This is a genomic window from Anoxybacillus kestanbolensis (assembly GCF_001996285.1).
Taxonomy (GTDB): Bacteria; Bacillota; Bacilli; order Bacillales; family Anoxybacillaceae; genus Anoxybacillus; species Anoxybacillus kestanbolensis_A.
Genome location: NZ_MQAD01000005.1, coordinates 736,682 through 758,557, shown reverse-complemented (window position 1 = coordinate 758,557; position 21,876 = coordinate 736,682). Strand labels below are relative to the sequence as shown.

At 42.2% G+C, this 21,876-nt stretch carries 24 protein-coding genes; 20 read left to right on the top strand and 4 right to left on the bottom strand.

The features are described from left to right. The first annotated feature begins 6 nt into the window (after positions 1-6). The 6 genes from aroE to BO219_RS06305 are packed head-to-tail and all read left to right on the top strand — an operon-like array spanning position 7 to position 3,356. Complete coding sequence (gene aroE / locus BO219_RS06330) at positions 7-837, top strand: shikimate dehydrogenase (RefSeq protein WP_077428838.1); 831 nt, start codon at positions 7-9, stop codon at positions 835-837. Continuing rightward, a complete protein-coding gene (gene yhbY / locus BO219_RS06325; RefSeq protein WP_004889429.1) occupies positions 831-1,124 on the top strand; it encodes a ribosome assembly RNA-binding protein YhbY in 294 nt (97 codons plus the stop codon). The genes aroE and yhbY overlap by 7 nt, the downstream gene beginning before the upstream one ends. A 10-nt stretch (positions 1,125-1,134) precedes the next feature. After that, on the top strand, positions 1,135-1,701 hold the full coding sequence (locus BO219_RS06320) for a nicotinate-nucleotide adenylyltransferase (RefSeq protein ID WP_004889430.1): 567 nt from the start codon (positions 1,135-1,137) through the stop codon (positions 1,699-1,701). After that, a complete protein-coding gene (yqeK, locus tag BO219_RS06315) occupies positions 1,691-2,266 on the top strand; it encodes a bis(5'-nucleosyl)-tetraphosphatase (symmetrical) YqeK (RefSeq protein ID WP_004889432.1) in 576 nt (191 codons plus the stop codon). Before BO219_RS06320 ends, yqeK begins: the two co-directional genes overlap by 11 nt. Then, on the top strand, positions 2,263-2,619 hold the full coding sequence (rsfS, locus tag BO219_RS06310) for a ribosome silencing factor (protein WP_006317816.1): 357 nt from the start codon (positions 2,263-2,265) through the stop codon (positions 2,617-2,619). Before yqeK ends, rsfS begins: the two co-directional genes overlap by 4 nt. Then, positions 2,616-3,356 carry a class I SAM-dependent DNA methyltransferase gene (locus tag BO219_RS06305; protein ID WP_077428836.1) on the top strand — a complete coding sequence of 247 codons (741 nt, stop codon included), beginning with the start codon at positions 2,616-2,618 and terminating at the stop codon, positions 3,354-3,356. Before rsfS ends, BO219_RS06305 begins: the two co-directional genes overlap by 4 nt. A gap of 60 nt (positions 3,357-3,416) precedes the next feature. Here the strand turns inward: BO219_RS06305 and comER are convergent, their stop codons facing one another. Next, positions 3,417-4,247, bottom strand: a complete 831-nt coding sequence (comER, locus tag BO219_RS06300; RefSeq protein ID WP_077428834.1) for a late competence protein ComER — start codon at positions 4,245-4,247, stop codon at positions 3,417-3,419. 77 nt (positions 4,248-4,324) lie between these two features. Between comER and BO219_RS06295 the strand changes: the two genes are divergently transcribed. The 3 genes from BO219_RS06295 to BO219_RS06285 are packed head-to-tail and all read left to right on the top strand — an operon-like array spanning position 4,325 to position 7,678. Next, complete coding sequence (locus BO219_RS06295; RefSeq protein WP_064221257.1) at positions 4,325-4,912, top strand: helix-hairpin-helix domain-containing protein; 588 nt, start codon at positions 4,325-4,327, stop codon at positions 4,910-4,912. A gap of 45 nt (positions 4,913-4,957) precedes the next feature. Beyond that, positions 4,958-5,425, top strand: coding sequence for a ComE operon protein 2 (locus BO219_RS06290; RefSeq protein ID WP_006317820.1), 468 nt, complete (start codon positions 4,958-4,960; stop codon positions 5,423-5,425). A gap of 18 nt (positions 5,426-5,443) precedes the next feature. After that, complete coding sequence (locus tag BO219_RS06285) at positions 5,444-7,678, top strand: DNA internalization-related competence protein ComEC/Rec2 (RefSeq protein WP_077428944.1); 2,235 nt, start codon at positions 5,444-5,446, stop codon at positions 7,676-7,678. A gap of 48 nt (positions 7,679-7,726) precedes the next feature. On the opposite strand, the gene BO219_RS06280 is transcribed toward BO219_RS06285, so the two are convergent. Next, positions 7,727-7,861, bottom strand: a complete 135-nt coding sequence (locus BO219_RS06280) for a YqzM family protein (protein WP_003393868.1) — start codon at positions 7,859-7,861, stop codon at positions 7,727-7,729. A gap of 240 nt (positions 7,862-8,101) precedes the next feature. Here BO219_RS06280 and holA point away from each other — a divergent pair, with 240 nt between their 5' ends. Further along, positions 8,102-9,082: a DNA polymerase III subunit delta gene (holA, locus tag BO219_RS06275; RefSeq protein WP_077428832.1), complete on the top strand. Its 981-nt coding sequence runs from the start codon at positions 8,102-8,104 to the stop codon at positions 9,080-9,082. Between the two features lie 9 nt (positions 9,083-9,091). Here the strand turns inward: holA and BO219_RS06270 are convergent, their stop codons facing one another. Both BO219_RS06270 and rpsT read right to left on the bottom strand, forming a co-directional pair. Further along, positions 9,092-9,772, bottom strand: coding sequence for a Crp/Fnr family transcriptional regulator (locus tag BO219_RS06270; protein ID WP_077428830.1), 681 nt, complete (start codon positions 9,770-9,772; stop codon positions 9,092-9,094). A 57-nt stretch (positions 9,773-9,829) separates the two neighbouring features. Beyond that, a complete protein-coding gene (gene rpsT, locus BO219_RS06265; protein WP_004889444.1) occupies positions 9,830-10,096 on the bottom strand; it encodes a 30S ribosomal protein S20 in 267 nt (88 codons plus the stop codon). A gap of 191 nt (positions 10,097-10,287) precedes the next feature. Between rpsT and gpr the strand changes: the two genes are divergently transcribed. From gpr to prmA, 10 genes are all read left to right on the top strand, one after another. Further along, entirely contained in the window at positions 10,288-11,391 is a 1,104-nt protein-coding gene (gene gpr / locus BO219_RS06260) for a GPR endopeptidase (protein WP_077428828.1), read from the top strand. A 65-nt stretch (positions 11,392-11,456) separates the two neighbouring features. Next, positions 11,457-12,626, top strand: coding sequence for a stage II sporulation protein P (gene spoIIP / locus BO219_RS06255; RefSeq protein WP_129000590.1), 1,170 nt, complete (start codon positions 11,457-11,459; stop codon positions 12,624-12,626). A gap of 9 nt (positions 12,627-12,635) precedes the next feature. After that, on the top strand, positions 12,636-12,941 hold the full coding sequence (locus tag BO219_RS06250; protein ID WP_077428824.1) for a YqxA family protein: 306 nt from the start codon (positions 12,636-12,638) through the stop codon (positions 12,939-12,941). Between the two features lie 94 nt (positions 12,942-13,035). After that, positions 13,036-14,862 carry a translation elongation factor 4 gene (gene lepA, locus BO219_RS06245; protein ID WP_006317830.1) on the top strand — a complete coding sequence of 609 codons (1,827 nt, stop codon included), beginning with the start codon at positions 13,036-13,038 and terminating at the stop codon, positions 14,860-14,862. Between the two features lie 47 nt (positions 14,863-14,909). Further along, positions 14,910-16,052 (top strand): radical SAM family heme chaperone HemW, encoded by a 1,143-nt coding sequence (hemW, locus tag BO219_RS06240; protein ID WP_198936654.1) that lies wholly within the window; start codon positions 14,910-14,912, stop codon positions 16,050-16,052. Between the two features lie 77 nt (positions 16,053-16,129). After that, on the top strand, positions 16,130-17,164 hold the full coding sequence (gene hrcA / locus BO219_RS06235) for a heat-inducible transcriptional repressor HrcA (protein WP_006317832.1): 1,035 nt from the start codon (positions 16,130-16,132) through the stop codon (positions 17,162-17,164). Positions 17,165-17,230: 66 nt separating this feature from the next. Then, the gene (grpE, locus tag BO219_RS06230) at positions 17,231-17,812 is read left to right on the top strand and encodes a nucleotide exchange factor GrpE (RefSeq protein ID WP_077428820.1); all 582 of its coding nucleotides are present in this window, start codon (positions 17,231-17,233) and stop codon (positions 17,810-17,812) included. A gap of 13 nt (positions 17,813-17,825) precedes the next feature. Further along, on the top strand, positions 17,826-19,643 hold the full coding sequence (gene dnaK, locus BO219_RS06225) for a molecular chaperone DnaK (protein WP_077428818.1): 1,818 nt from the start codon (positions 17,826-17,828) through the stop codon (positions 19,641-19,643). Positions 19,644-19,774: 131 nt separating this feature from the next. Continuing rightward, entirely contained in the window at positions 19,775-20,905 is a 1,131-nt protein-coding gene (dnaJ, locus tag BO219_RS06220; RefSeq protein ID WP_077428943.1) for a molecular chaperone DnaJ, read from the top strand. Between the two features lie 24 nt (positions 20,906-20,929). Next, positions 20,930-21,868 (top strand): 50S ribosomal protein L11 methyltransferase, encoded by a 939-nt coding sequence (prmA, locus tag BO219_RS06215; protein WP_006317836.1) that lies wholly within the window; start codon positions 20,930-20,932, stop codon positions 21,866-21,868. Positions 21,869-21,876 lie beyond the last annotated feature (8 nt).

Here is a 21,876-nt window from a genome sequence, read left to right as displayed (position 1 = left end):
GAGAGGATGTTGAAATTGTTTGGGCTGATCGGCTGTCCTGTTCATCATTCGTTGTCGCCGCTTATGCATAACGATGCGTTTCAATCGTTACATATTGATGCGCATTATCATGCGTTTCACGTCGAACCGCATATGTTAAAAGAGGCGGTAGAAGGCTTAAAAGCGTTACAATGCGCTGGGTTTAATGTGACGATCCCGCATAAGACAGCGGTGATGGAATATATGGATGAGCTTGATGAAACGGCTAAGCAAATGGGGGCAGTAAACACAGTCGTTAATGAAAATGGAAAATGGGTTGGCTATAATACAGATGGTGAAGGATTTGTCCGAGCGTTATGCGAGCAAATGAACATTGAATTATCTGGCGCACGCATATTGATTATCGGTGCAGGCGGAGCGGCGCGCGGCATTTATTTTACTCTTTTAAAACATGAAGCAGCTGCTATTGATGTATGTAATCGCACGATGGAAAAGGCAGAGGCGTTTATTCAAAAAGAACGGTCAGCTGTGTATTCGCTTGAACAAGCAGAAGAACGGTTAGGAGCGTACGACATCATCATTAATACAACGTCTGTCGGTATGTACCCACATGTCGATACGATGCCGATCTCCCTTCAAACGTTAAAAACCGGGACGATCGTCAGCGACATTATTTACAATCCACTCATGACGAAATTTTTGCAAGAAGCAAAAGAAAAAGGGGCGCGCGTGCAAAACGGTGTAGGCATGTTCGTCTATCAAGGTGCACTAGCGTTCGAAAAGTGGACAGGGATCTTTCCAAATACGAAACGAATGGAACAACTTGTGATACAACAGTTAGGAGGAAAAACATGTTAACAGGAAAACAAAAACGATTTTTACGTTCTTTAGCTCATCATTTAACACCGATTTTCCAAGTGGGAAAAGGTGGCGTCAATGACAATATGATTAAGCAAATTGCCGATGCGCTTGAAGCAAGAGAGCTGATTAAAGTGAGTGTATTAAAAAATTGCGAAGAAGAAAAAGAAGTAGTGGCAGAGCAATTAGCGGAAGGTGCAGGGGCGGAAGTCGTCCAACTGATTGGGCATACGATCGTATTATATAAAGAATCGCGTGAACATAAACAAATTGTGTTACCGAAATAGGAGCGTTGTGGTGAAAAAAGTAGGCATTTTAGGTGGGACGTTTGATCCGCCTCATTACGGGCATTTATTAATTGCGGATGATGTACGAACGGAGTTACAGCTCGATGAAATATGGTTTATGCCAAATTACATTCCACCTCATAAAGATAAACAGGTGACGGATCACGTGCATCGCGTTCATATGTTGCGGGCGGCGATTGCGAATCAACCGCACTTTCGCGTTGAAACGATTGAGCTTGAACGAAAAGAGCGATCATATACGTACGATACGATCGTTTTGTTGAAGCAAAGATATCCGGATACGATGTTTTACTTTATTATCGGTGGAGATATGGTTGAATATTTACCGAATTGGTATCGAATTGACGAACTTGTTCAGCTTGTGCAATTTGTCGGGGTGAAACGGCCTGGCTATTCTCTTCGTACACCGTATCCGATCATCGAAGTGGATGTGCCGACGTTTGCGGTTTCTTCTTCGCTTATTCGTGAGCGGATTCAAAGTGGGAAAAGTGTCACGTATTTGTTGCCGGAAGCGGTTCAATTATATATAAAGGAGAATCGGTTGTATGAAACGTGAAGAAGCGTTAGCGATCGTGCGCACACAATTAAAAGAACAGCGGTATATTCATACGTTAGGCGTGATGGAAACAGCCATTGAACTGGCGAAATTGTACGGAGCTGATGTACAAAAAGCGGAATTGGCGGCAATTTTTCACGACTATGCAAAATTCCGCACAAAAGAAGAAATGAAGCGCATCATTATCGAACAACATATGCCCCAAGATTTGTTAGCATATAGCCCAGAGTTATGGCATGCGCCTGTTGGGGCATATTTAGTCCAAACGGAAGTCGGCATTCAAGATGAAGACATTTTACAAGCGATACGTTATCATACATCAGGAAGACCAAATATGACATTGCTTGAGAAAATTGTATACATTGCTGATTACATTGAGCCAAATCGTTCGTTTCCGGGTGTTGACGAAGTGCGTGCGTTGGCGCGAGAGCATCTAGATCGTGCGCTGTTTCGAGCGCTTCAAAATACGATCCAATTTTTAATGGACAAACGCGAACCGATTTACCCAGATACGTTCCATACGTATAATGATATAGCTAAAAAATTGAAGGAGGTTTCTTCATGACAGAACGAGATATTTTACGTATTGCAGTACAAGCAGCGGATGACAAAAAAGCCGAAAACATCGTAGCGTTAAATATGAAAGGCATTTCGCTTGTCGCTGACTACTTTATGATTTGTCACGGTCATTCCGATAAACAAGTACAAGCGATCGCGCGTGAAATTAAAGAAAAAGCAGAAGAGCATGGTGTTGTAGTCAAACGTGTTGAAGGATTTGACGAGGCGCGTTGGATTTTAGTTGATTTAGGGGATGTTGTCGTTCACGTGTTTCATAAAGAAGACCGCGAATATTACAATCTTGAACGCTTATGGGGCGACGCACCGCTTGAACACATTGAGAGTGATCTTGGGGCATGACGTACGAACGATTTGCGAGTTGGTATGATCAATTAATGAGCGATGCTCCATATGATGCGTGGTGTGCCCTCGTTGAACGAACGGTTACTTCGTATCACAATGGAAAACGACTGCTTGATCTCGGATGCGGTACAGGGGAACTTGCGATTCGGTTATCGGAAAAAGGGTTTGACGTCACCGGTGTCGATTTGTCGGAACAAATGTTGACTATTGCGCAGATGAAAGCAGAGGAGCGGGGGGTAAACCTCTCGTTTTTTCAGCAAGATATGCGCGAATTTGGCCCGTTCGAGCCGTTTGATACAATCGTCATTTTTTGTGATTCACTCAATTATTTATTACAGGAAGAAGACGTTATCGCTACGTTTATGCGTGTACATGAACAATTGCGACCTGGCGGATTGTTTTTATTTGATGTACATTCTTTATTTAAAATGGAACACGTCTTTTTGCATCATCGCACGTTTGCGAGCAATGATGACCAAGTGAGCTACATATGGAACTGTTACGAAGGACCGTGGCCACATAGCGTCGAACACGAACTCACGTTTTTTGTTCAATTACAAGAAGGGATGTATGAACGAGTCGATGAAATGCACGTACAGCGAACATACGATGTCGATCAATATGTCATGTGGTTAAAACAAGCAGGGTTTCATGTATTGCATGTATGGGCGGATTTCACAGAGCAACAACCAACAAAAGAAAGCGAGCGCATTTTTTTCATTACGCAAAAATAAAATCCCAAAAGTGCCTCACTTTTGGGATTTTTCTTCAACAAATAAGCAGGATTTTTTTTGTCAATCACGAATATTGTCGATTTGTTGGCGCACCTTTTCTGTTTCTTCATAAAACTTTTCGTGCGTTTTTTGAAAAACGTGAACGAACAAGTCCCCGACTTCTTTTTCCAACACTTCAATGCCCGCTCCTGTAATGCCACCTTTCACACGCACTTTTTCCTGCAATGTCGGTAATGTGTACAAGCGTTGTTCTAGCAAGGCACCGAGCCCGATAATCATTTCAGTTGCCAATGTTGTTGCTTGTTCTTTCGTAATGGATGTTTGTTGAACGGCTGCATCGATAAACTTTTGAATTAAGTAGCTGAAAAAAGCAGGACCACAGCTCGTTAAATCAGAAGCGATGCGCGTAATAGGCTCGTCTATGTATATTGGACGAGAAATGGAACGAAATAAATGTTCAATCGTTGTCCGATCCGCCTCTGTGCAACGTTCACTTACCGTAATTAACGTACTTCCAGCGAGTGCGCGATTTGTAATGCTCGGAATGACGCGAGCGACGCTACATGGCACGAGCGATTCAAGTTGTTGCACAGAAATGGGGCTCGTAATCGATACGATACAATGATGATCGGTCAAATGCGGGCGAAGTTGCTTTAGAACATCGGGCATATGCAACGGTTTCGTGCAAATAAAAACAATCGTTGCGTGTTTTACGACTTCTTCATTCGTCGGCATCACATGGATGTTTGGGTAGCGTTTTTGTATATTGTACGCTTTTTCAAGCGTGCGATTCGTAATGAATAGTTGTTCTTGTTTTACGGCTTTTCCGTTAATAAGCGATTCAATTAAAATTGTTCCCATATTTCCTGTTCCAATGAATCCTATATTCAACGGTATCCCCCCCTTATCCGTCACCACTATACGTCATATGTATGCACGAGTAATGCTTTTTATGAAAGGGTGAAAGCATGAAGTGGATAAAAACATATGAACGTTGGATATATGTAGGCTTAATTGTCATTGGAGCGGCCATTTGGATCATTCAACAACAAGAGGACACCCCCGTACAACCGCTCCCTTTAGAGCAGGTAGAACAAGAAGAACAGCAAGAACAACAAATGGAGGAACAAGCTCCCGTTATTGTCGATGTGAAAGGAGCCGTCAAACGAGCGGGAGTATATGAAGTGGCACCGGAAAGCCGCATTCACGATGTCATTCAACTGGCAGGAGGATTAACAGACGAAGCAGATGAAACGAAAGTAAATTTGGCGATGAAAGTGCATGATGAAATGGTCATTTACGTGCCGAAAAAAGGCGAAGACATCATCGTGGAAACAACGAGTCAAACGGGCAGTTCAAGTGGAAAAATCAACATTAACACAGCAACGATTGAACAGCTACAAACGTTACAAGGGATTGGACCTGCGAAAGCAGCCGCCATCATTGCATATCGTGAGGAACATGGACCGTTTCAAAAAGTCGAAGATTTGTTGAATGTGAGTGGAATCGGTTCGAAATCGCTTGAAAAAATAAAAGAACAAATTGTCGTTCGCTAAAATTGACGATAAACTAAAGGCATAATGGACAAGGGGGAGAAGTAGATGGAGCGAATTACATGGGATCAATATTTTATGGCTCAAAGCCATTTGTTAGCGTTACGTAGCACGTGCACAAGGCTAGCCGTCGGGGCAACCATTGTGCGCGATAAGCGCATCATTGCTGGGGGATATAACGGTTCGATCGCAGGTGGGGCGCATTGTATTGATGAAGGATGTTATGTCATCGACAATCATTGTGTGCGCACGATTCATGCAGAAATGAACGCTATCTTACAATGTGCAAAGTTTGGTGTGCCAACAGAAGGGGCGGAAATATACGTCACTCATTTTCCGTGTTTACAATGTTGTAAGGCGATCATTCAAAGCGGGATAAAAGCTGTTTATTATGCGAACGATTATAAAAACCACCCGTTCGCTTTGCAGTTGTTCGAACAAGCTGGCGTAACGGTCAAGCACGTCCCGTTTGATGTAAACTCGATCCCAACCTTTTTACATGCAAAGGGGAGATGACGTATCGTTTATGTGGCGATGGCGGCCGTTTTGGCCGTCTTGTCTATGCTAACAAAATCGGTTGTTTGTTTTACATTGTCATGTGTGTATAGTTTCTTTTTACTCTGGCGAAAGCGAGCGTTATTTTTCGCTTGCATGTGCTGTTATTTATTTTTCTCGTTGTGGAGCAGATGGGTAGCTGTGCATCATGTGACAACGCTTTCTGGGAATGAAACGACATTTTTTGTCCGATTCATTGCTCCGATTTATATTGACGGCGATCGAGTGAAAACGACTGTCCAATGGCAAAAAGAACGATTACAGCTCGTTTATCGTCTTCGAACAGAAGAGGAAAAACGAAAATGGGAAGAGATTCAAATAGGGACAGCATGTTTACTAAAAGGAACGCTTGAGCGCCCTTCTTTGCCGACAAATCCATATGCTTTTAATTATCGTCGCTATTTGTTTTACGAGCGCATTCATTGGATCGTTCGTCCAAATTCTCTTGAAAGTTGTACACGGACAAATGTAACATGGATAGAACGATTACAAATCATTCGCCAACAAGGCATTCGCTACATTCAACATCACTTTCCAAATGACGTAAGTGCGTTTATGCAAGCGCTCATTTATGGTGAACGAAGCGATATAGAGCCAACGGTACTCGCTAGTTATCAAAAGTTAGGGCTTATTCATCTGCTTGCGATTTCGGGCTTGCATATGACATTGCTCGTTGGTGGTTGTTTTTATTTGTTTATTCGCTTCGGTATTTCAAGAGAACGAGCGACGGTCATATTGCTTGGGTGTATCCCGCTGTATGCTGTTTTAGCCGGTGCCGCTCCGTCAGTAATGCGCGCAGCCATTATGACAAGTTGTTTTCTCCTTTTTTCTTCTCGTTTCCGCACAATTGATGCGTTAAGTATCGCTTGCCTCCTTTTATTAGGAAAAGATCCGTATACTGTATTTCATCTCGGTTTTCAACTATCTTTTCTCGTTTGTTTTGCGTTAATTATTTGCTCTTCGTTCATTCAAAACGAACGCTCTATTGTTCGCCAATTGTTCATGACATCTTTCATTGCACAAATAAGTACATTACCACTTTTGCTTTATCATTTTTACGAAGTGTCTCTTTTATCCATTCCGTTAAATATCATCTTTGTTCCACTTTATTCGTTTATCATTTTGCCGCTTTGCTTTGTAGCCCTTCTCAGCCACTTGTTTATGCCATTTGTTAGTTCTCTGATCATATATGTATTGACGGTTGTGCTTGAACATACGAACGCACTTGTTCTCTCGTTATCCGACATGTTCGTGCTCACGCTCGGTCGTCCGCCACTATTGCTGCTTGTTGCTTATATCGTCTCCGTTTTTCTCTTTTTTCTTTCTTTCGAATCGAAAAAGCGCGCGGTTATGTTTCGTTTTTCGTTTCTTTTTGTTATGATCGCGCATGTCATTTGGCCATTTTTTCGTCCGACCGGTGAAGTCGTCATGTTAGAGGTTGGACAAGGGGATAGTATATATATTGAACTGCCTTATCGAAAAGCTGTTTATATGATTGATACGGGTGGAACGATGTCATTTACTGATGAACATTGGAAAAAACGAAAGCAATCGTTTCGTGTTGGGGAAGATGTAATCGTTCCGTTTTTAAAAGCAAAAGGAGTTCGTACGCTTGATGCACTTATCGCAACACACGGTGATTTCGATCATATTGGTGATACCAACGATATATTCGATGCTGTTCGTGTACGAAAACTTATCGTTGGTATGCAACGAAATGATTTAATCGAATCGGTGATGGAGCAAGCAGTAAATAAAGGGACACGTGTGCAAATAGTGAAAAGTGGCGATCGTTGGACGGTTGGGAAAGCGCAATTTTACATTCTCTCTCCATTTGGAAATGAAGAGACAACAAACGACGGTTCGATTGTGTTGTATGCATTGATGGGAGGAGCATATTGGCTATTTACAGGTGACTTAGAAGAAAAAGGGGAACAACAAATTATGAGAACGTACCCGTCATTGCCAGTCGACATATTAAAAGTAGGGCATCATGGCAGTAAAACGTCGACGTCTGAATCGTTTTTACGACATATACGTCCAAAGTTGGCGCTTATTTCAGTTGGGCGCGGCAACCGATATGGTCATCCGCATCGGGAAGTCATCGAACGTTTACGTCACGATCACGTGCGCATATTTCGCACCGATGAACATGGTGCGGTCGTCATTCGTTTTCATAAGCGAATAAGCACCATTCAGACGTTCTTGCCATAATATACAAGAAAAAAGAGACTGCAATACGCAATCTCTTTCAGGTGTCCATTATGCACCGAAAAATTTTACAAGTGTGGCGATAATGAACATCGTGGCGAAAAAGCCGAATGATACGATGAAGCCAACAGCCGAGTCAACGGCGTCGTTGCGCGTACATTGAACGTTTTTTTCAAATTCGTTCATGACCATCCCTCCTATTTTCTCACCCATTAGTATAAGGGAAAAAAGAAAGAAAATCTACATCGTTGACAACAGTTGTCACAAATAGTTCGCGTCAGATCGGAAAAGATAAAGATACCCGTTGGATAAACGAGTTCCTAGGGCTTGTTTTCCAACGTTTAAATAAATGGGAGTTGGCGATTCTCATCTGCTAACTCCCTTGTAAAATGCTCCGAAACGTTGTATGTTCTTTAGAGAAGATGGATGAAGAATGGGGAAGAGAACATGGAACAACTATATGTCATATATGGCACGGAGCATTTTTTAATGAGACAAGCGTATGAACAAATTATTCGTCGGGCGTTGTCAGACGAAGAACGTGAATGGAATGTTAGTACATATGATTGCGAAGAAACGCCTATCGAGGTGGCACTTGAAGATGCGGAAACGCTTCCGTTTTTTGGAGAGAGGAAAATCGTCATCGTCAAGCAGCCGTATTTTTTAACAGCGGAAAAAGGAAAAGAAAAAGTAGAGCACGATGTGAAACGGTTAGAAGCCTATATTGACAAACCTGCTCCGTTCTCAAGCGTCATGTTTGTCGGTTCGTATGAAAAACTTGATGAACGAAAAAAAGTGACGAAAGCGTTATTAAAAAAAGCACATGTCATCGTTGCTAAGCCGTTGAACGAAAAAGAGTTAAAACAATGGGTGAAAGGGCAATGTCAAATTGATGATGACGCGATTGACGTGTTGCTTGCATTGGCAGGCACCGATTTAGCGACATTAGCAAACGAAATCGAGAAGTTGATGCTTTTTGCTGAGGGGCGTTCCATTACAGCTGACGATGTTCGGTTGCTTGTATCGCGTACACTTGAACAAAACGTCTTCGTTCTCGTCGAACAGATTGCCAAGCGGAACATCACAGATGCGTTGCAAACGCTTCAAGATTTATTACGTCAAAATGAAGAGCCGATTAAGCTTGTCGCATTGTTGGCTAGCCAATTTCGGCTCATTTATGAAGTGAAAGAATTGATGAAAACAGGATACGGTCAACAACAAATGGCCTCGATGTTAGGTGTCCATCCGTTTCGTGTAAAAATGGCGGCAAGTTATGCGGGCGGATTTTCGGAACAGCAGTTAATGCACATTTTATATGATTTAGCGGAAACAGATTATGCGCTAAAAAGTAGTGCAACAGACAAACAGTTGTTGTTGCAGTTGTTTTTCTTAAAGTTACAGCGGTAGAGAAACAATCTACCGCTTTTGTTGTAGCGCCTCGACATCAATGATATAGTAGCCGTCGTCATCCGTTGTTACGACGCCTTGCTGTTTCATTTGGCTGAGTACACGACTGACTGTTTCACGTGCGGTGCCGATCATATTAGCCAATTCGCGAGTTGTAAGCGTCGCTTTTAAACGATAACGGCCGTTGACATACACGCCGCTTGTTTTCGCTAATCGGATGAAAAGTCGGGCTAATTGTTCAGCTGTATTGTGAAAAACAAGTTCTTCTAACCGTGTTTGTAATTCAATAATTTTTTCTCCCATGATGCGAAACAGCTTTATGCATAGTTGTGGATGACAAATGAGTGTTTGTTCAAATTGTTCAATAGGAATGACAATAAGCGTCGTTTCATTCATCATTTCAGCGTGCGCTGGGTATGTACCACGTCGAAAAAAGCCGGTGTGCGGAAACATCTCTCCTTCGTGCAAAATAGATACAATTTGTTCTTTTCCGCTAACATCTGTTTTGTAAATTTTTACTGTACCACGGACGATGAAAAAAACACGATCGAGCGGATCTCCTTGCATAAAGACGATCGTTTTCGGTTTGCATGTGCGGACAGTTGCAATATGTACAATCGCATCTAATTCTTCATCGGATAGTTGAGAAAATAACGAAATGGTTTTTAACTGTTCTTTCACCCAATGCATATGTTCCCCTCCCAAAACGGAAAAACAGCTTGCCGGGTATGACAAGCTGTTTTTTCATTATGCTGTAATGCTGTTTAATTTTTTCGCTAAACGTGATTTATAGCGATTTGCAGCGTTTTTGTGGATTAAGCCTTTGCTAGCTGCTTTGTCGATTTTTTTCGTTGCAAATGCGAAAGCTTCTTTTGCTTTTTCCACGTCTTTTAACTCAACAAGCGCCTCAAATTTTTTGATTGCTGTGCGCATTGCTGATTTCATAGATGCGTTATGAGCGCGGCGCTTTTCGCTTGTTTTTGCACGTTTAATTGCAGATTTAATGTTTGCCATTTTTTTCACCTCCATTAACCGATCGCAAATATATACGTTCAATACGCGACAGTTCGATGAACAATAAGAACAAGTGATATTCTACCAAACTGCTCTTAATTATGCAATAGGGCAAAGACGAAAAGTACGATTGTATGAAAAAGGAGGAAAATGGATAAAACAAATGATAAAAAATACATGGAGGAAGCGGTATGATCGATTTACGACCGTATAGTGTACGAACGGATTTAGCGATTGAAGCGCATGAAATAGCGATTGAAGAACGACTACAAAACAAGCAGGAAACTTCGCTTGAGGGGGTATTGATTCGTGACTGGGAAGAAGATGGTGTTCATTTTTCATTTGTAGAAGTGACGGAAGAAGGGGCAAAAACGTTAGGAAAAAAAGCAGGAAAGTATTTAACAATTGAAGCCCAAGGCATTCGTACACAGGATACCGACTTACAGCAAAAAGTAGAAAAGCTTTTTGCTAAACATTTTTATGCTTTTTTACAGCAGCTTGGCATCCCACGAGAAGCAAGTTGTCTTGTTGTCGGATTAGGGAATGCGGAAGTAACTCCCGATGCGCTCGGTCCACTAGCTGTATCGAACTTATTAGTGACGCGGCATTTATTTCAGTTGCAACCGGAAAGTGTTCAAGACGGATTTCGCTCGGTGAGCGCGCTCGCTCCAGGAGTAATGGGGATGACCGGAATTGAAACGAGCGACGTGATTGCAGGGATTGTCGAAAAAACTCAACCAGATTTTATTATTGCGATTGATGCGTTAGCGGCGCGTTCGATCGAACGAGTCAACGCGACGATTCAAATTTCTGATACAGGCATTCATCCAGGAGCGGGTGTTGGGAATAAAAGAAAAGAGTTAAGTAAACAAACGCTAGGTATTCCCGTGATTGCGATTGGTGTACCGACGGTTGTTGATGCTGTATCGATTGCAAGCGATACGATTGATTTGTTGCTAAAGCATCTCGGTCGTGAGATGAAGGAAGGCAATCGAGCAGCTCGTGCGCTTGCGCCAGCAAGTCTCGTATTCGGAAAGAAAAAAAAGTTAACGGAAGAAGATTTACCGAGCGAGGCAGATCGTTCAGCTTTTTTAGGGATGGTCGGTCTATTGGATGACGAAGAAAAGCGACGGTTAATTTATGAAGTGCTTGCCCCGATCGGTCATAATTTAATGGTTACACCAAAAGAAGTCGACGTATTTATCGAGGAAATGGCGAACATATTGGCGAGCGGGCTGAACGCTGCTTTGCATCATCGGATTGATCAAGAAAACGTTGGGGCATATACGCATTAGTTTTTTCGTTCTATCTTTCAAAGCGTTGTCATATTGATAGAGTAGACAAGCTTTGAAAGGGTGAAGTGATGAACATGATGGTGACCGTTCACGGAACGAGTATAAAAAAGTGGCTTGTATTTATTTTGTTTACATTTATGGGAACGTTGACAGTTGTCGCCACGATGACAGCGACATCGACATATCGTCTCTCTTCTTCGTCTGTTCATGAAGTGGCGAATCAATTTTCAACGGAATCGCTCGTGCATTTGCTTTCTTTTGAAAATGTGTACTTTCGTCAAACGTTGCCGAAAGATAAACAACAATTCCCGTATTCCCAGTATTTTTTTCAAATGACGACAAGCGTTAATTTGAACGATCCACGCAGCTTGCTCGGACGAGAGCTTCCCGGTTTTTCGTTATATGATAGCGAAATTATTTTAGCTGGGGAAGGAACGGACTTTACAAACATTCCATACGAATCTCCTCCTCCTTTAGAAGTGTTGCTTGCGGAGCGTGAAGCTGCGCAAGAACAACTTCACGAGGAGGAAGCACCACCTGCTCCTGCGCCGTCGCAAACGACAGGAGGAAAGAAAGTCGTTTACATTTATCATACGCATACACAAGAATCGTATTTACCAGCATTAAAAGGGGTGACGAATCCAAACTTTGCGCATCATCCGACTGTGAATGTTACAAAAGTTGGAAAAAAATTAGGAGAAGAGCTAGAAAAGCGCGGCATTGGAACGGTTGTTGATACGACCGACTTTATAGGGAAGTTGTTGAAAAATAACATGGAATATTATCAAGCGTATGATATGTCGCGTAAAACGGTCGTTGAAGCGATGGCAAACAATCGTGACGTGCAATATTTGATTGACATTCACCGCGATTCTCGACGCCGTAACGATACGACGGTGACGATTAACGGAGTGGATTATGCGCGAGTATCGTTTATTATCGGTGGAGAGAATGCGAAGTATGAAAAAAATTTACAGTTGGTAACAAAATTGCATGAAATGCTAGAAAAAAAATATCCGGGCTTGAGTCGTGGCACGTTTGAGAAAAAAGGGGTCGGCACAAACGGAAAATTCAATCAAGATTTATCGGAAAACGCCATTTTAATTGAGTTCGGCGGTGTGGATAATACATTTCAAGAATTGTATCGAACAGCAGCAGCTGTAGCGGATGTATTTAGTGAATATTATTGGCAAGCGGAGAAGGTGAATGCGACACAACCAGCGGAGAAAAAGTAGGTGGGTAAGATGGTGAAATTTATGATGCAAAGTTTACTCATCGCCGTCATTTTTTTAGTCGGGGTATTGCTCGGCATGCAGCAAGCGAACGAAGGAATGCGAAAAATGAAAGGGTATAACGATCCTTCTCTCGAGCAAGTTGTACATGTATCAAAAGATGAAACGATCGTGCTCGGTCAATCCATCGAAGAGAAAAAAGAAAAACTGCAACAAATTGAGGCATTTAACATGTTTTCAAAAGCGGGACAAAAACTTGCGACATTCGTTCATTCGCTCGTTGAACAAATGTTCTCATTGATGCAAAAGGCGGGATAGCACTCCGCCTTTTCTTTTTTTGCGTTGAATATTGCGAACGTTGTTGCTATAATCAAAGCTAGCGTATTTCGGAAATTATAGGAGTGGAACATAGATGAATCGTGAAGAAAGACTAAAAAGACGAGATCGTATTCGCAACTTTTCCATTATTGCGCATATCGATCACGGCAAATCGACACTTGCTGACCGCATTCTCGAGAAGACAGGTGCACTATCTGAGCGCGAGATGAAAGAGCAAGCGCTCGATTCGATGGAGTTAGAGCGCGAGCGCGGCATTACGATTAAATTAAATGCCGTCCAGCTTCATTACAAAGCGAAAGATGGACAAGACTACATTTTACATCTCATTGATACGCCTGGGCACGTCGACTTTACGTACGAAGTGTCACGCAGTTTAGCGGCGTGTGAAGGGGCAATTTTAGTCGTTGACGCAGCGCAAGGCATTGAGGCGCAAACGCTTGCGAACGTATATTTGGCGATCGATAACAACTTGGAAATTTTACCTGTTATTAATAAAATTGATTTACCAAGTGCCGATCCTGAACGTGTTCGTCAAGAAATTGAAGATGTCATCGGTCTTGACGCATCCGAAGCTGTGTTGGCATCAGCCAAAGTCGGCATCGGGATCGACGAAATTTTAGAACAAATCGTTCAAAAAATTCCTGCTCCATCCGGAGATCCAGATGCACCGCTTAAAGCACTTATTTTCGACTCGCTTTACGATCCATATCGAGGGGTTGTCGCATACATTCGCGTGGTCGAAGGAACAGTAAAAGCAGGTCAAAAAATTAAAATGATGGCGACAGGAAAAGAGTTTGAAGTCGTTGAAGTGGGCGTATTTACGCCGAAAGCGAAAGTCGTTGACGAGTTGACCGTCGGTGATGTTGGATATTTAACCGCATCGATTAAAAACGTAAGCGATACGCGCGTCGGGGATACGATTACGCATGCCGACAACCCAGCAAACGAACCGCTTCCGGGGTATCGCCGTTTAAATCCGATGGTGTTTTGCGGATTATATCCAATTGATACAGCGCGTTACAACGATTTGCGTGAGGCGTTAGAAAAGCTACAATTAAACGATGCGGCGTTGCAGTTTGAGCCGGAAACGTCACAAGCGCTTGGCTTCGGTTTCCGTTGCGGTTTCTTAGGACTTTTGCATATGGAAATTATTCAAGAGCGTTTAGAACGTGAATTTAACATTGACATTATTGCAACAGCGCCAAGCGTTGTATATAAAGTATATTTGACAGATGGAACAGAGCTCGCCGTCGATAATCCATCCAACATGCCAGATCCACAAAAAATTGAACGTGTGGAAGAACCGTATGTACGTGCGACAATTATGGTGCCAAACGATTACGTCGGTCCTGTTATGGAACTATGTCAAAAGAAACGCGGTATTTTCGGTGATATGCAATATTTAGACGAGCGTCGCGTTACGTTGACGTACGAATTACCACTTGCTGAAATCGTATACGATTTCTTCGATATTTTAAAATCGAGCACAAAAGGATACGCATCGTTTGACTATGAATTGATCGGTTATAAGCCGTCTAAGCTAGTGAAGATGGATATTTTATTAAACGGTGAAAAAGTTGACGCCTTGTCGTTTATCGTTCATCGCGATTCAGCATACGACCGTGGAAAAGTGATTGTTGAAAAATTAAAAGACTTAATTCCACGCCAACAGTTTGAAGTTCCTGTTCAGGCAGCGATCGGCAATAAAATTATTGCGCGTTCAACGATTAAGGCGTTGCGTAAAAACGTATTAGCGAAATGTTACGGCGGGGACATTTCTCGTAAGCGTAAGTTGCTTGAAAAGCAAAAAGAAGGGAAAAAGCGCATGAAGCAAGTCGGCTCTGTTGAAGTGCCGCAAGAAGCATTTATGGCTGTACTAAAGATGGACGATCAAAAATAAACCGCAGAACCATTCTGCGGTTTTTTATATAGAAAAGGGTGAAACGAGTGATTCAAGCAGCATATATTCATATTCCGTTTTGTACGCACATTTGTCATTATTGTGATTTCAATAAAGTGTTTTTACATCAACAACCGGTCGATGCTTATCTTGATGCGTTGATTATCGAGATGGAGCGAACGTTTGAACGTTTTCCGACCTCGCAATTACAAACGGTGTTTATTGGTGGTGGTACACCGACGTCGCTTACTGCTAAACAACTTGATCGATTATTGAGCGCCATTCATCGCACAGTTCCGCTCGCTTCGAATGTTGAGTTTACCGTAGAGGCGAATCCGGATGGAGTAAGCGATGAACAGTTGTATGTGCTCAAGCAATGGGGAGTCAATCGCCTTAGCTTCGGGGTACAAACGTTTGATAATGAACTGCTACGACACATTGGACGTACACATACGAAGGAAACGGCAATCGAAACAATTGAACGGGCGAACGAACTCGGTTTTCATAATATAAATATCGATTTAATGTACGGATTACCGACACAAACAATCGATCAACTGAAAGAAACGTTGCACATAACGTTTTCATTACCCATTCAACACGTTTCTGCCTACTCGTTAATTATTGAGCCGAAAACGGTTTTTTATAACTTAATGAAAAAGCAGGCGTTACGATTGCCGAGTCAAGAAGAAGAAGCACAGATGTATGAAATCATTATGGAACAAATGGAACAACGCGGATATAAACAGTACGAACTAAGCAATTATGCCCAAAACGGATTTAATAGCCGCCATAATATGACATATTGGAATAACGAGTACTACTACGGATTTGGTGCGGGAGCGCATAGTTATATGAACGGCGTAAGGTACGTAAACGCCGGACCGATTAAAAAATATATCCAACTCATTGAACAAGGTCAATTTCCTTATATCAATACACATGTTGTGTCAAAAGAGGAACAAATGGAAGAGCATATGTTTCTCGGTTTACGAAAAAGCGAAGGAGTAAATAAAGATGAATTTTTTCGACGATATGGAAAAACGGTGCATGACGTCTTTGATGAAGCGATTGCTTTACAAAAACGAAACGGATTGCTTGAAGAGACAGAAGAAGCGATTGTTTTGACGCATCGTGGCAAATTGCTTGGAAACGAAGTATTTCAGTCGTTTCTCGGCGTTTCATCTTGACACGACAAGCTCAATTTGATACCTTAATAGTAGATTTAGCACTCGCTTTATTAGAGTGCTAACAGAGGTGATGAGCATTGCTATCCGATCGCCAATTGTTAATTTTAAAAATTATTGTCGATGATTTTATTCGTTCAGGGCAACCGGTTGGTTCGCGAACGTTATCGAAAAAAGAGCAAATTACGTTCAGCTCGGCGACGATTCGCAATGAAATGGCGGATTTAGAGGAGCTCGGTTTTATTGAAAAAACGCATATTTCCTCTGGTCGCGTCCCGTCTCAAAAAGGGTATCGTTATTACGTCGACCATTTGTTGCCGCCTGTTCGGTTAACACAAAAGGATGTGCAAACGATTCAGTCGATTTTTCATGAACAAATATACGAATTAGAAAAGCTTATTCAAAAGTCGGCGCAAATTTTATCAGACTTAACGAACTATACGACGGTTGTGCTCGGTCCCTCAGTAAAAGAACATAAGTTAAAAACGATTCAAATTATTCCGCTCAATGCGGAAACGGCTGTCGCGATTATTGTGACCGATACAGGTTATGTTGAAAAACATGTTGTGACGCTCCCGCCATCTATTCCGCCATCAGATGTTGAAAAGATGGTAAACATTTTAAATGAACGGTTGACGGGTGTCCCTTTAGAAGATTTGACAGATAAAATTCAAACGGAAGTTGCGCACGTTCTTCGTGAACACATCCAAAGCTACGACCACATGTTGCGCATGATTTCGTCTTCTTTGGATTTAAATGCGCCTGCACAAATGTTTTTAAGCGGAAAGATGAACATGCTTCGTCAGCCGGAATTTAGCGACATCGATAAACTTCGTGCTTTATTTAACATCATTGAACAAGAAAAAGAGTTTTATCGTTTACTAAGAAAGCATAATCAACAAGGTATCCAGGTGAAAATCGGTACCGAAAACGATGTCGAAGGGATGGAAAACTGCAGTTTAATTACAGCGACATATTCCGTCGGTGGAGAGAAACTTGGCACAATCGCTGTGCTTGGCCCAACCCGTATGGAATATTCGCGCGTCATTTCGCTGCTAAACCTTGTTGCAACGGATTTGTCGAAGGCGTTAACGATGTGGTATCAAAAAGATTAGCAATGTCAATATTATGGATGGGGAATTTCCCCATCCGCTTTTCGAGTGTTTAAGGGAGGTGAGAAGATGGAGAAAGAACAGCGTACATATGATGAAACGATTGAACAACATGAGGATGCACAAAGCGAGCAAGCATCAGAAGAGCAAGTGGAAAATGAAGCAACGCAACAAGAAGAAAAAGATGAGTTAACGCTTGCTTATGAAAAAATTGCTCAATTGGAAGCGAAGTTGGCAGAAACAGAAAATCGTTTCCTTCGTTTACATGCTGATTTTGACAATTATCGTCGCCGTGTGCGTTTAGATATGGAAGCGGCTGAAAAATATCGCGCGCAAAGCTTAGTTTCTGATTTGTTGCCGATTTTAGACAACTTTGAACGCGCATTACAAGTGCAAGTCGAAGATGAAAAAGCAAAATCGTTACTGCAAGGCATGGAAATGGTTTATCGTTCGTTAATCGAAGCGCTGAAAAAAGAAGGCGTTGAAGCGATTGAATCGGTTGGAAAACCGTTCGATCCGCATGTGCACCAAGCGGTGATGCAAGTCGACGATCAAAACTATGAACCAAACACAGTTGTGGAAGAGTTTCAAAAAGGTTACAAACTAAAAGATCGTGTCATTCGTCCGGCAATGGTCAAAGTAAATCAATAGGGAGGGATTATGGATGAGCAAAATTATCGGTATTGACTTAGGTACAACAAACTCTTGCGTCGCTGTATTAGAAGGCGGTGAACCAAAAGTTATTCCAAACCCAGAGGGAGGTCGCACGACACCATCTGTCGTTGCGTTTAAAAACGGTGAGCGTTTAGTTGGTGAAGTCGCAAAACGTCAAGCGATCACAAACCCAAATACAATCATTTCAATTAAACGCCACATGGGTACAGACTATAAAGTGCAAATCGAAGGAAAAGAATATACACCGCAACAAATTTCTGCGATGATTTTACAATACTTAAAATCATACGCAGAAGCGTATTTAGGTGAGCCTGTAACACGTGCTGTTATTACTGTTCCTGCATATTTTAACGATGCACAACGTCAAGCGACAAAGGATGCTGGCCGTATCGCTGGTTTAGAAGTTGAGCGCATCATTAACGAGCCGACAGCGGCGGCGTTAGCATACGGATTAGATAAAATGGATGAAGATCAAACGATTCTCGTATACGACCTTGGTGGCGGTACGTTTGACGTTTCCATTCTTGAGCTAGGTGACGGTGTATTCGAAGTAAAAGCTACTGCTGGTGACAACCATCTTGGTGGTGACGACTTTGACCAAGTTATCATCGATTACTTAGTCGAAGAGTTCAAAAAAGAACACGGCATTGATTTATCGAAAGACAAAATGGCATTGCAGCGCTTAAAAGATGCAGCGGAAAAAGCGAAAAAAGAACTTTCTGGCGTGATGCAAACGCAAATTTCATTGCCGTTTATTAGCGCAAACGAAAACGGTCCACTTCACTTAGAAATGACGTTAACGCGCGCAAAATTTGAAGAATTATCCGCACACTTAGTTGAACGTACGATGGGTCCTGTTCGTCAAGCGTTAAAAGATGCGGGATTAACGCCTGCGGACATCGATAAAGTTATTCTTGTCGGTGGTTCAACGCGCATTCCAGCTGTTCAAGAAGCAATTAAAAAAGAAATTGGAAAAGAACCGCATAAAGGCGTAAACCCAGATGAAGTTGTCGCAATTGGTGCAGCGATTCAAGGTGGGGTCATCGCTGGGGACGTCAAAGACGTTGTATTGTTAGACGTGACACCACTTTCACTCGGTATCGAAACGATGGGTGGCGTCTTTACAAAATTAATTGAACGTAACACGACAATTCCAACAAGCAAATCACAAATTTTCACGACGGCAGCAGACAACCAAACAGCGGTAGACATTCACGTTTTACAAGGTGAACGCCCAATGGCTGCCGACAACAAAACGCTCGGTCGCTTCCAATTGACAGACATTCCACCAGCTCCGCGCGGTGTGCCGCAAATTGAAGTAACGTTTGACATTGACGCAAACGGTATTGTGCACGTACGTGCGAAAGATTTAGGTACAAATAAAGAGCAATCGATTACAATTAAATCTTCTTCTGGTTTGTCTGAAGAAGAAATTCAACGCATGATTAAAGAAGCAGAAGAAAATGCAGAAGCAGACCGGAAGCGAAAAGAAGAAGTGGAACTTCGCAACGAAGCAGACCATCTCATTTTCACAACAGAAAAAACGTTAAAAGAATTAGAAGGAAAAGTAGACGAAGCGGATGTGAAAAAAGCGCAAGAAGCAAAAGATGCGTTAAAAGCAGCGCTTGAAGGAAAAGATATTGAAGACATTCGCACGAAGAAAAATGCGCTACAAGAAGTTGTGCAACAGCTTTCTGTTAAGCTATATGAACAAGCAGCTAAACAAGCGCAAGCACAACAAAGCGAAGGCAAAAAAGACGACAATGTCGTCGATGCGGAATTTGAAGAAGTGAAAGAAGATAAGTAAACAAACAAAAAGTCAAAGTCAGGCCTGCCTTGGCTTTGACTTTTTTGCTATGGAAACATCAAATGTATTGCGCAACAAGTTGAGACAATGATAAAATTACGTTCATGTGAACGAGTCGGGAGTGGGTGATCATGAGTAAACGAGACTATTATGAAGTGCTCGGTGTGAGTAAAAACGCGACAAAAGAAGAAATTAAAAAGGCGTATCGAAAATTATCAAAGCAGTATCATCCAGATATTAATAAAGCGCCCGATGCAGCTGAAAAGTTTAAAGAAATTAAAGAAGCATACGAAGTGTTAAGCGATGACCAAAAGCGCGCGCACTACGATCAGTTCGGTCATACCGATCCGAATCAACAGTTTGGTGGATTTGGCGGCGCTGATTTTGATTTTGGTGGATTCGGTGGATTCGGTGGATTCGAAGATATTTTTAGTAGTTTTTTTGGCGGTGGGCGTCGACGTGATCCGAACGCACCGCGTGCAGGGGCAGATTTGCAATATACGATGCGTTTAACATTTGAAGAAGCGGTTTTTGGAAAGGAAACAAATATTGAAATTCCACGTGAAGAAACGTGCGATACGTGCCACGGTTCTGGGGCGAAACCAGGAACGAAAAAAGAAACGTGCGCGTACTGTCACGGTACAGGGCAATTAACGATTGAACAAGCGACGCCGTTTGGCCGCATCGTAAATCGTCGCCCCTGTCATCATTGCGGCGGCACAGGACACTTTATTAAAGAAAAATGTTCGACATGTCATGGAACAGGTCGCGTGAAAAAACGAAAAAAAATTCACGTCAAAATTCCTGCTGGTGTCGATGACGGTCAACAATTGCGCTTAGCAGGTCAAGGTGAGCCAGGAATAAACGGTGGACCATCAGGAGACTTGTACATCGTTTTCCACGTTGAACCACATGAATTTTTCGAACGAGATGGCGATGACATTTATTGTGAAATGCCAATTACATTTACGCAAGCCGCGCTCGGTGCAGAGATTGAAGTGCCGACGCTGTATGGAAAAGTGAAGTTGAAAATTCCAGCTGGTACGCAAACAGGTACAAAATTCCGTTTGAAAGGAAAAGGAGTACCGAATGTGCATGGGTACGGAAAAGGAGATCAACATATTCGCGTTCGTGTTGTCACACCAACGAAATTAACGGAACGTCAAAAACAATTGTTGCGTGAATTTGAACAACTCAGTCAAGGGAATGGACAAGAAGACAGCTTTTTTGCAAAAGTGAAGCGAGCATTTAAAGGGGAGTAACGTGAAGGAGGAGTTGGTAGATTTATGAAATGGTCAGAAATAAGCATTCATACAACACACGAAGCGGTCGAGGCAATTTCAAATATTTTACACGAAGCAGGTGCTGGTGGTGTCGTCATTGAAGATCCGTTTGAACTAACGAAAGAACGAGAAACGACTTACGGGGAAATCTACCAACTCAATCCTGACGATTACCCCGAAGAAGGCGTCATTATTAAAGCATATTTACCGGTGAATAGTTTTTTAGGTGAAACGGTCGAAGAAATTAAACAAGCGATTAATAACTTAATGTTATATAACATCGACATTGGACGAAATAAAATTACAATTAGCGAAGTGAATGAAGAGGAATGGGCAACAGCGTGGAAAAAGTATTACAATCCGGTCAAAATTTCTGAGCGATTTACGATCGTTCCGACATGGGAAACGTATGAACCGGTTTCAAGCGATGAATTAATTATTGAATTAGATCCGGGCATGGCGTTTGGTACAGGCACGCATCCGACAACAGTCATGTGTATTCAAGCGCTCGAAAAAACAGTGAAAAAAGGGGATGTAGTGGTTGATGTCGGTACGGGATCAGGCATTTTAAGCATTGCGGCTGCGATGTTAGGGGCAAAGCGTGTCCATGCGCTCGATTTAGATCCTGTGGCAGTAGAAAGTGCAAAATTGAACGTGAAGTTGAATAAAGTGCACGATGTTGTCACCGTTTCGCAAAACAATTTACTTGATCGAATGGATGAACAAGCAGATGTCATCGTCGCAAATATTTTAGCTGAAATTATTCTTCGTTTTGTCGACGATGCGTATCGTCTGTTGCGTTCAGATGGTGTGTTTATTACATCAGGTATCATTCAAACGAAAAAACAAGAAGTGAAGGAAGGGCTTCTTCGTGCTGGTTTTACCATTGAAGAAACGTTAACGATGGAAGACTGGGTTGCGTTTATTGCGAAAAAACAATAAAAAGGGTG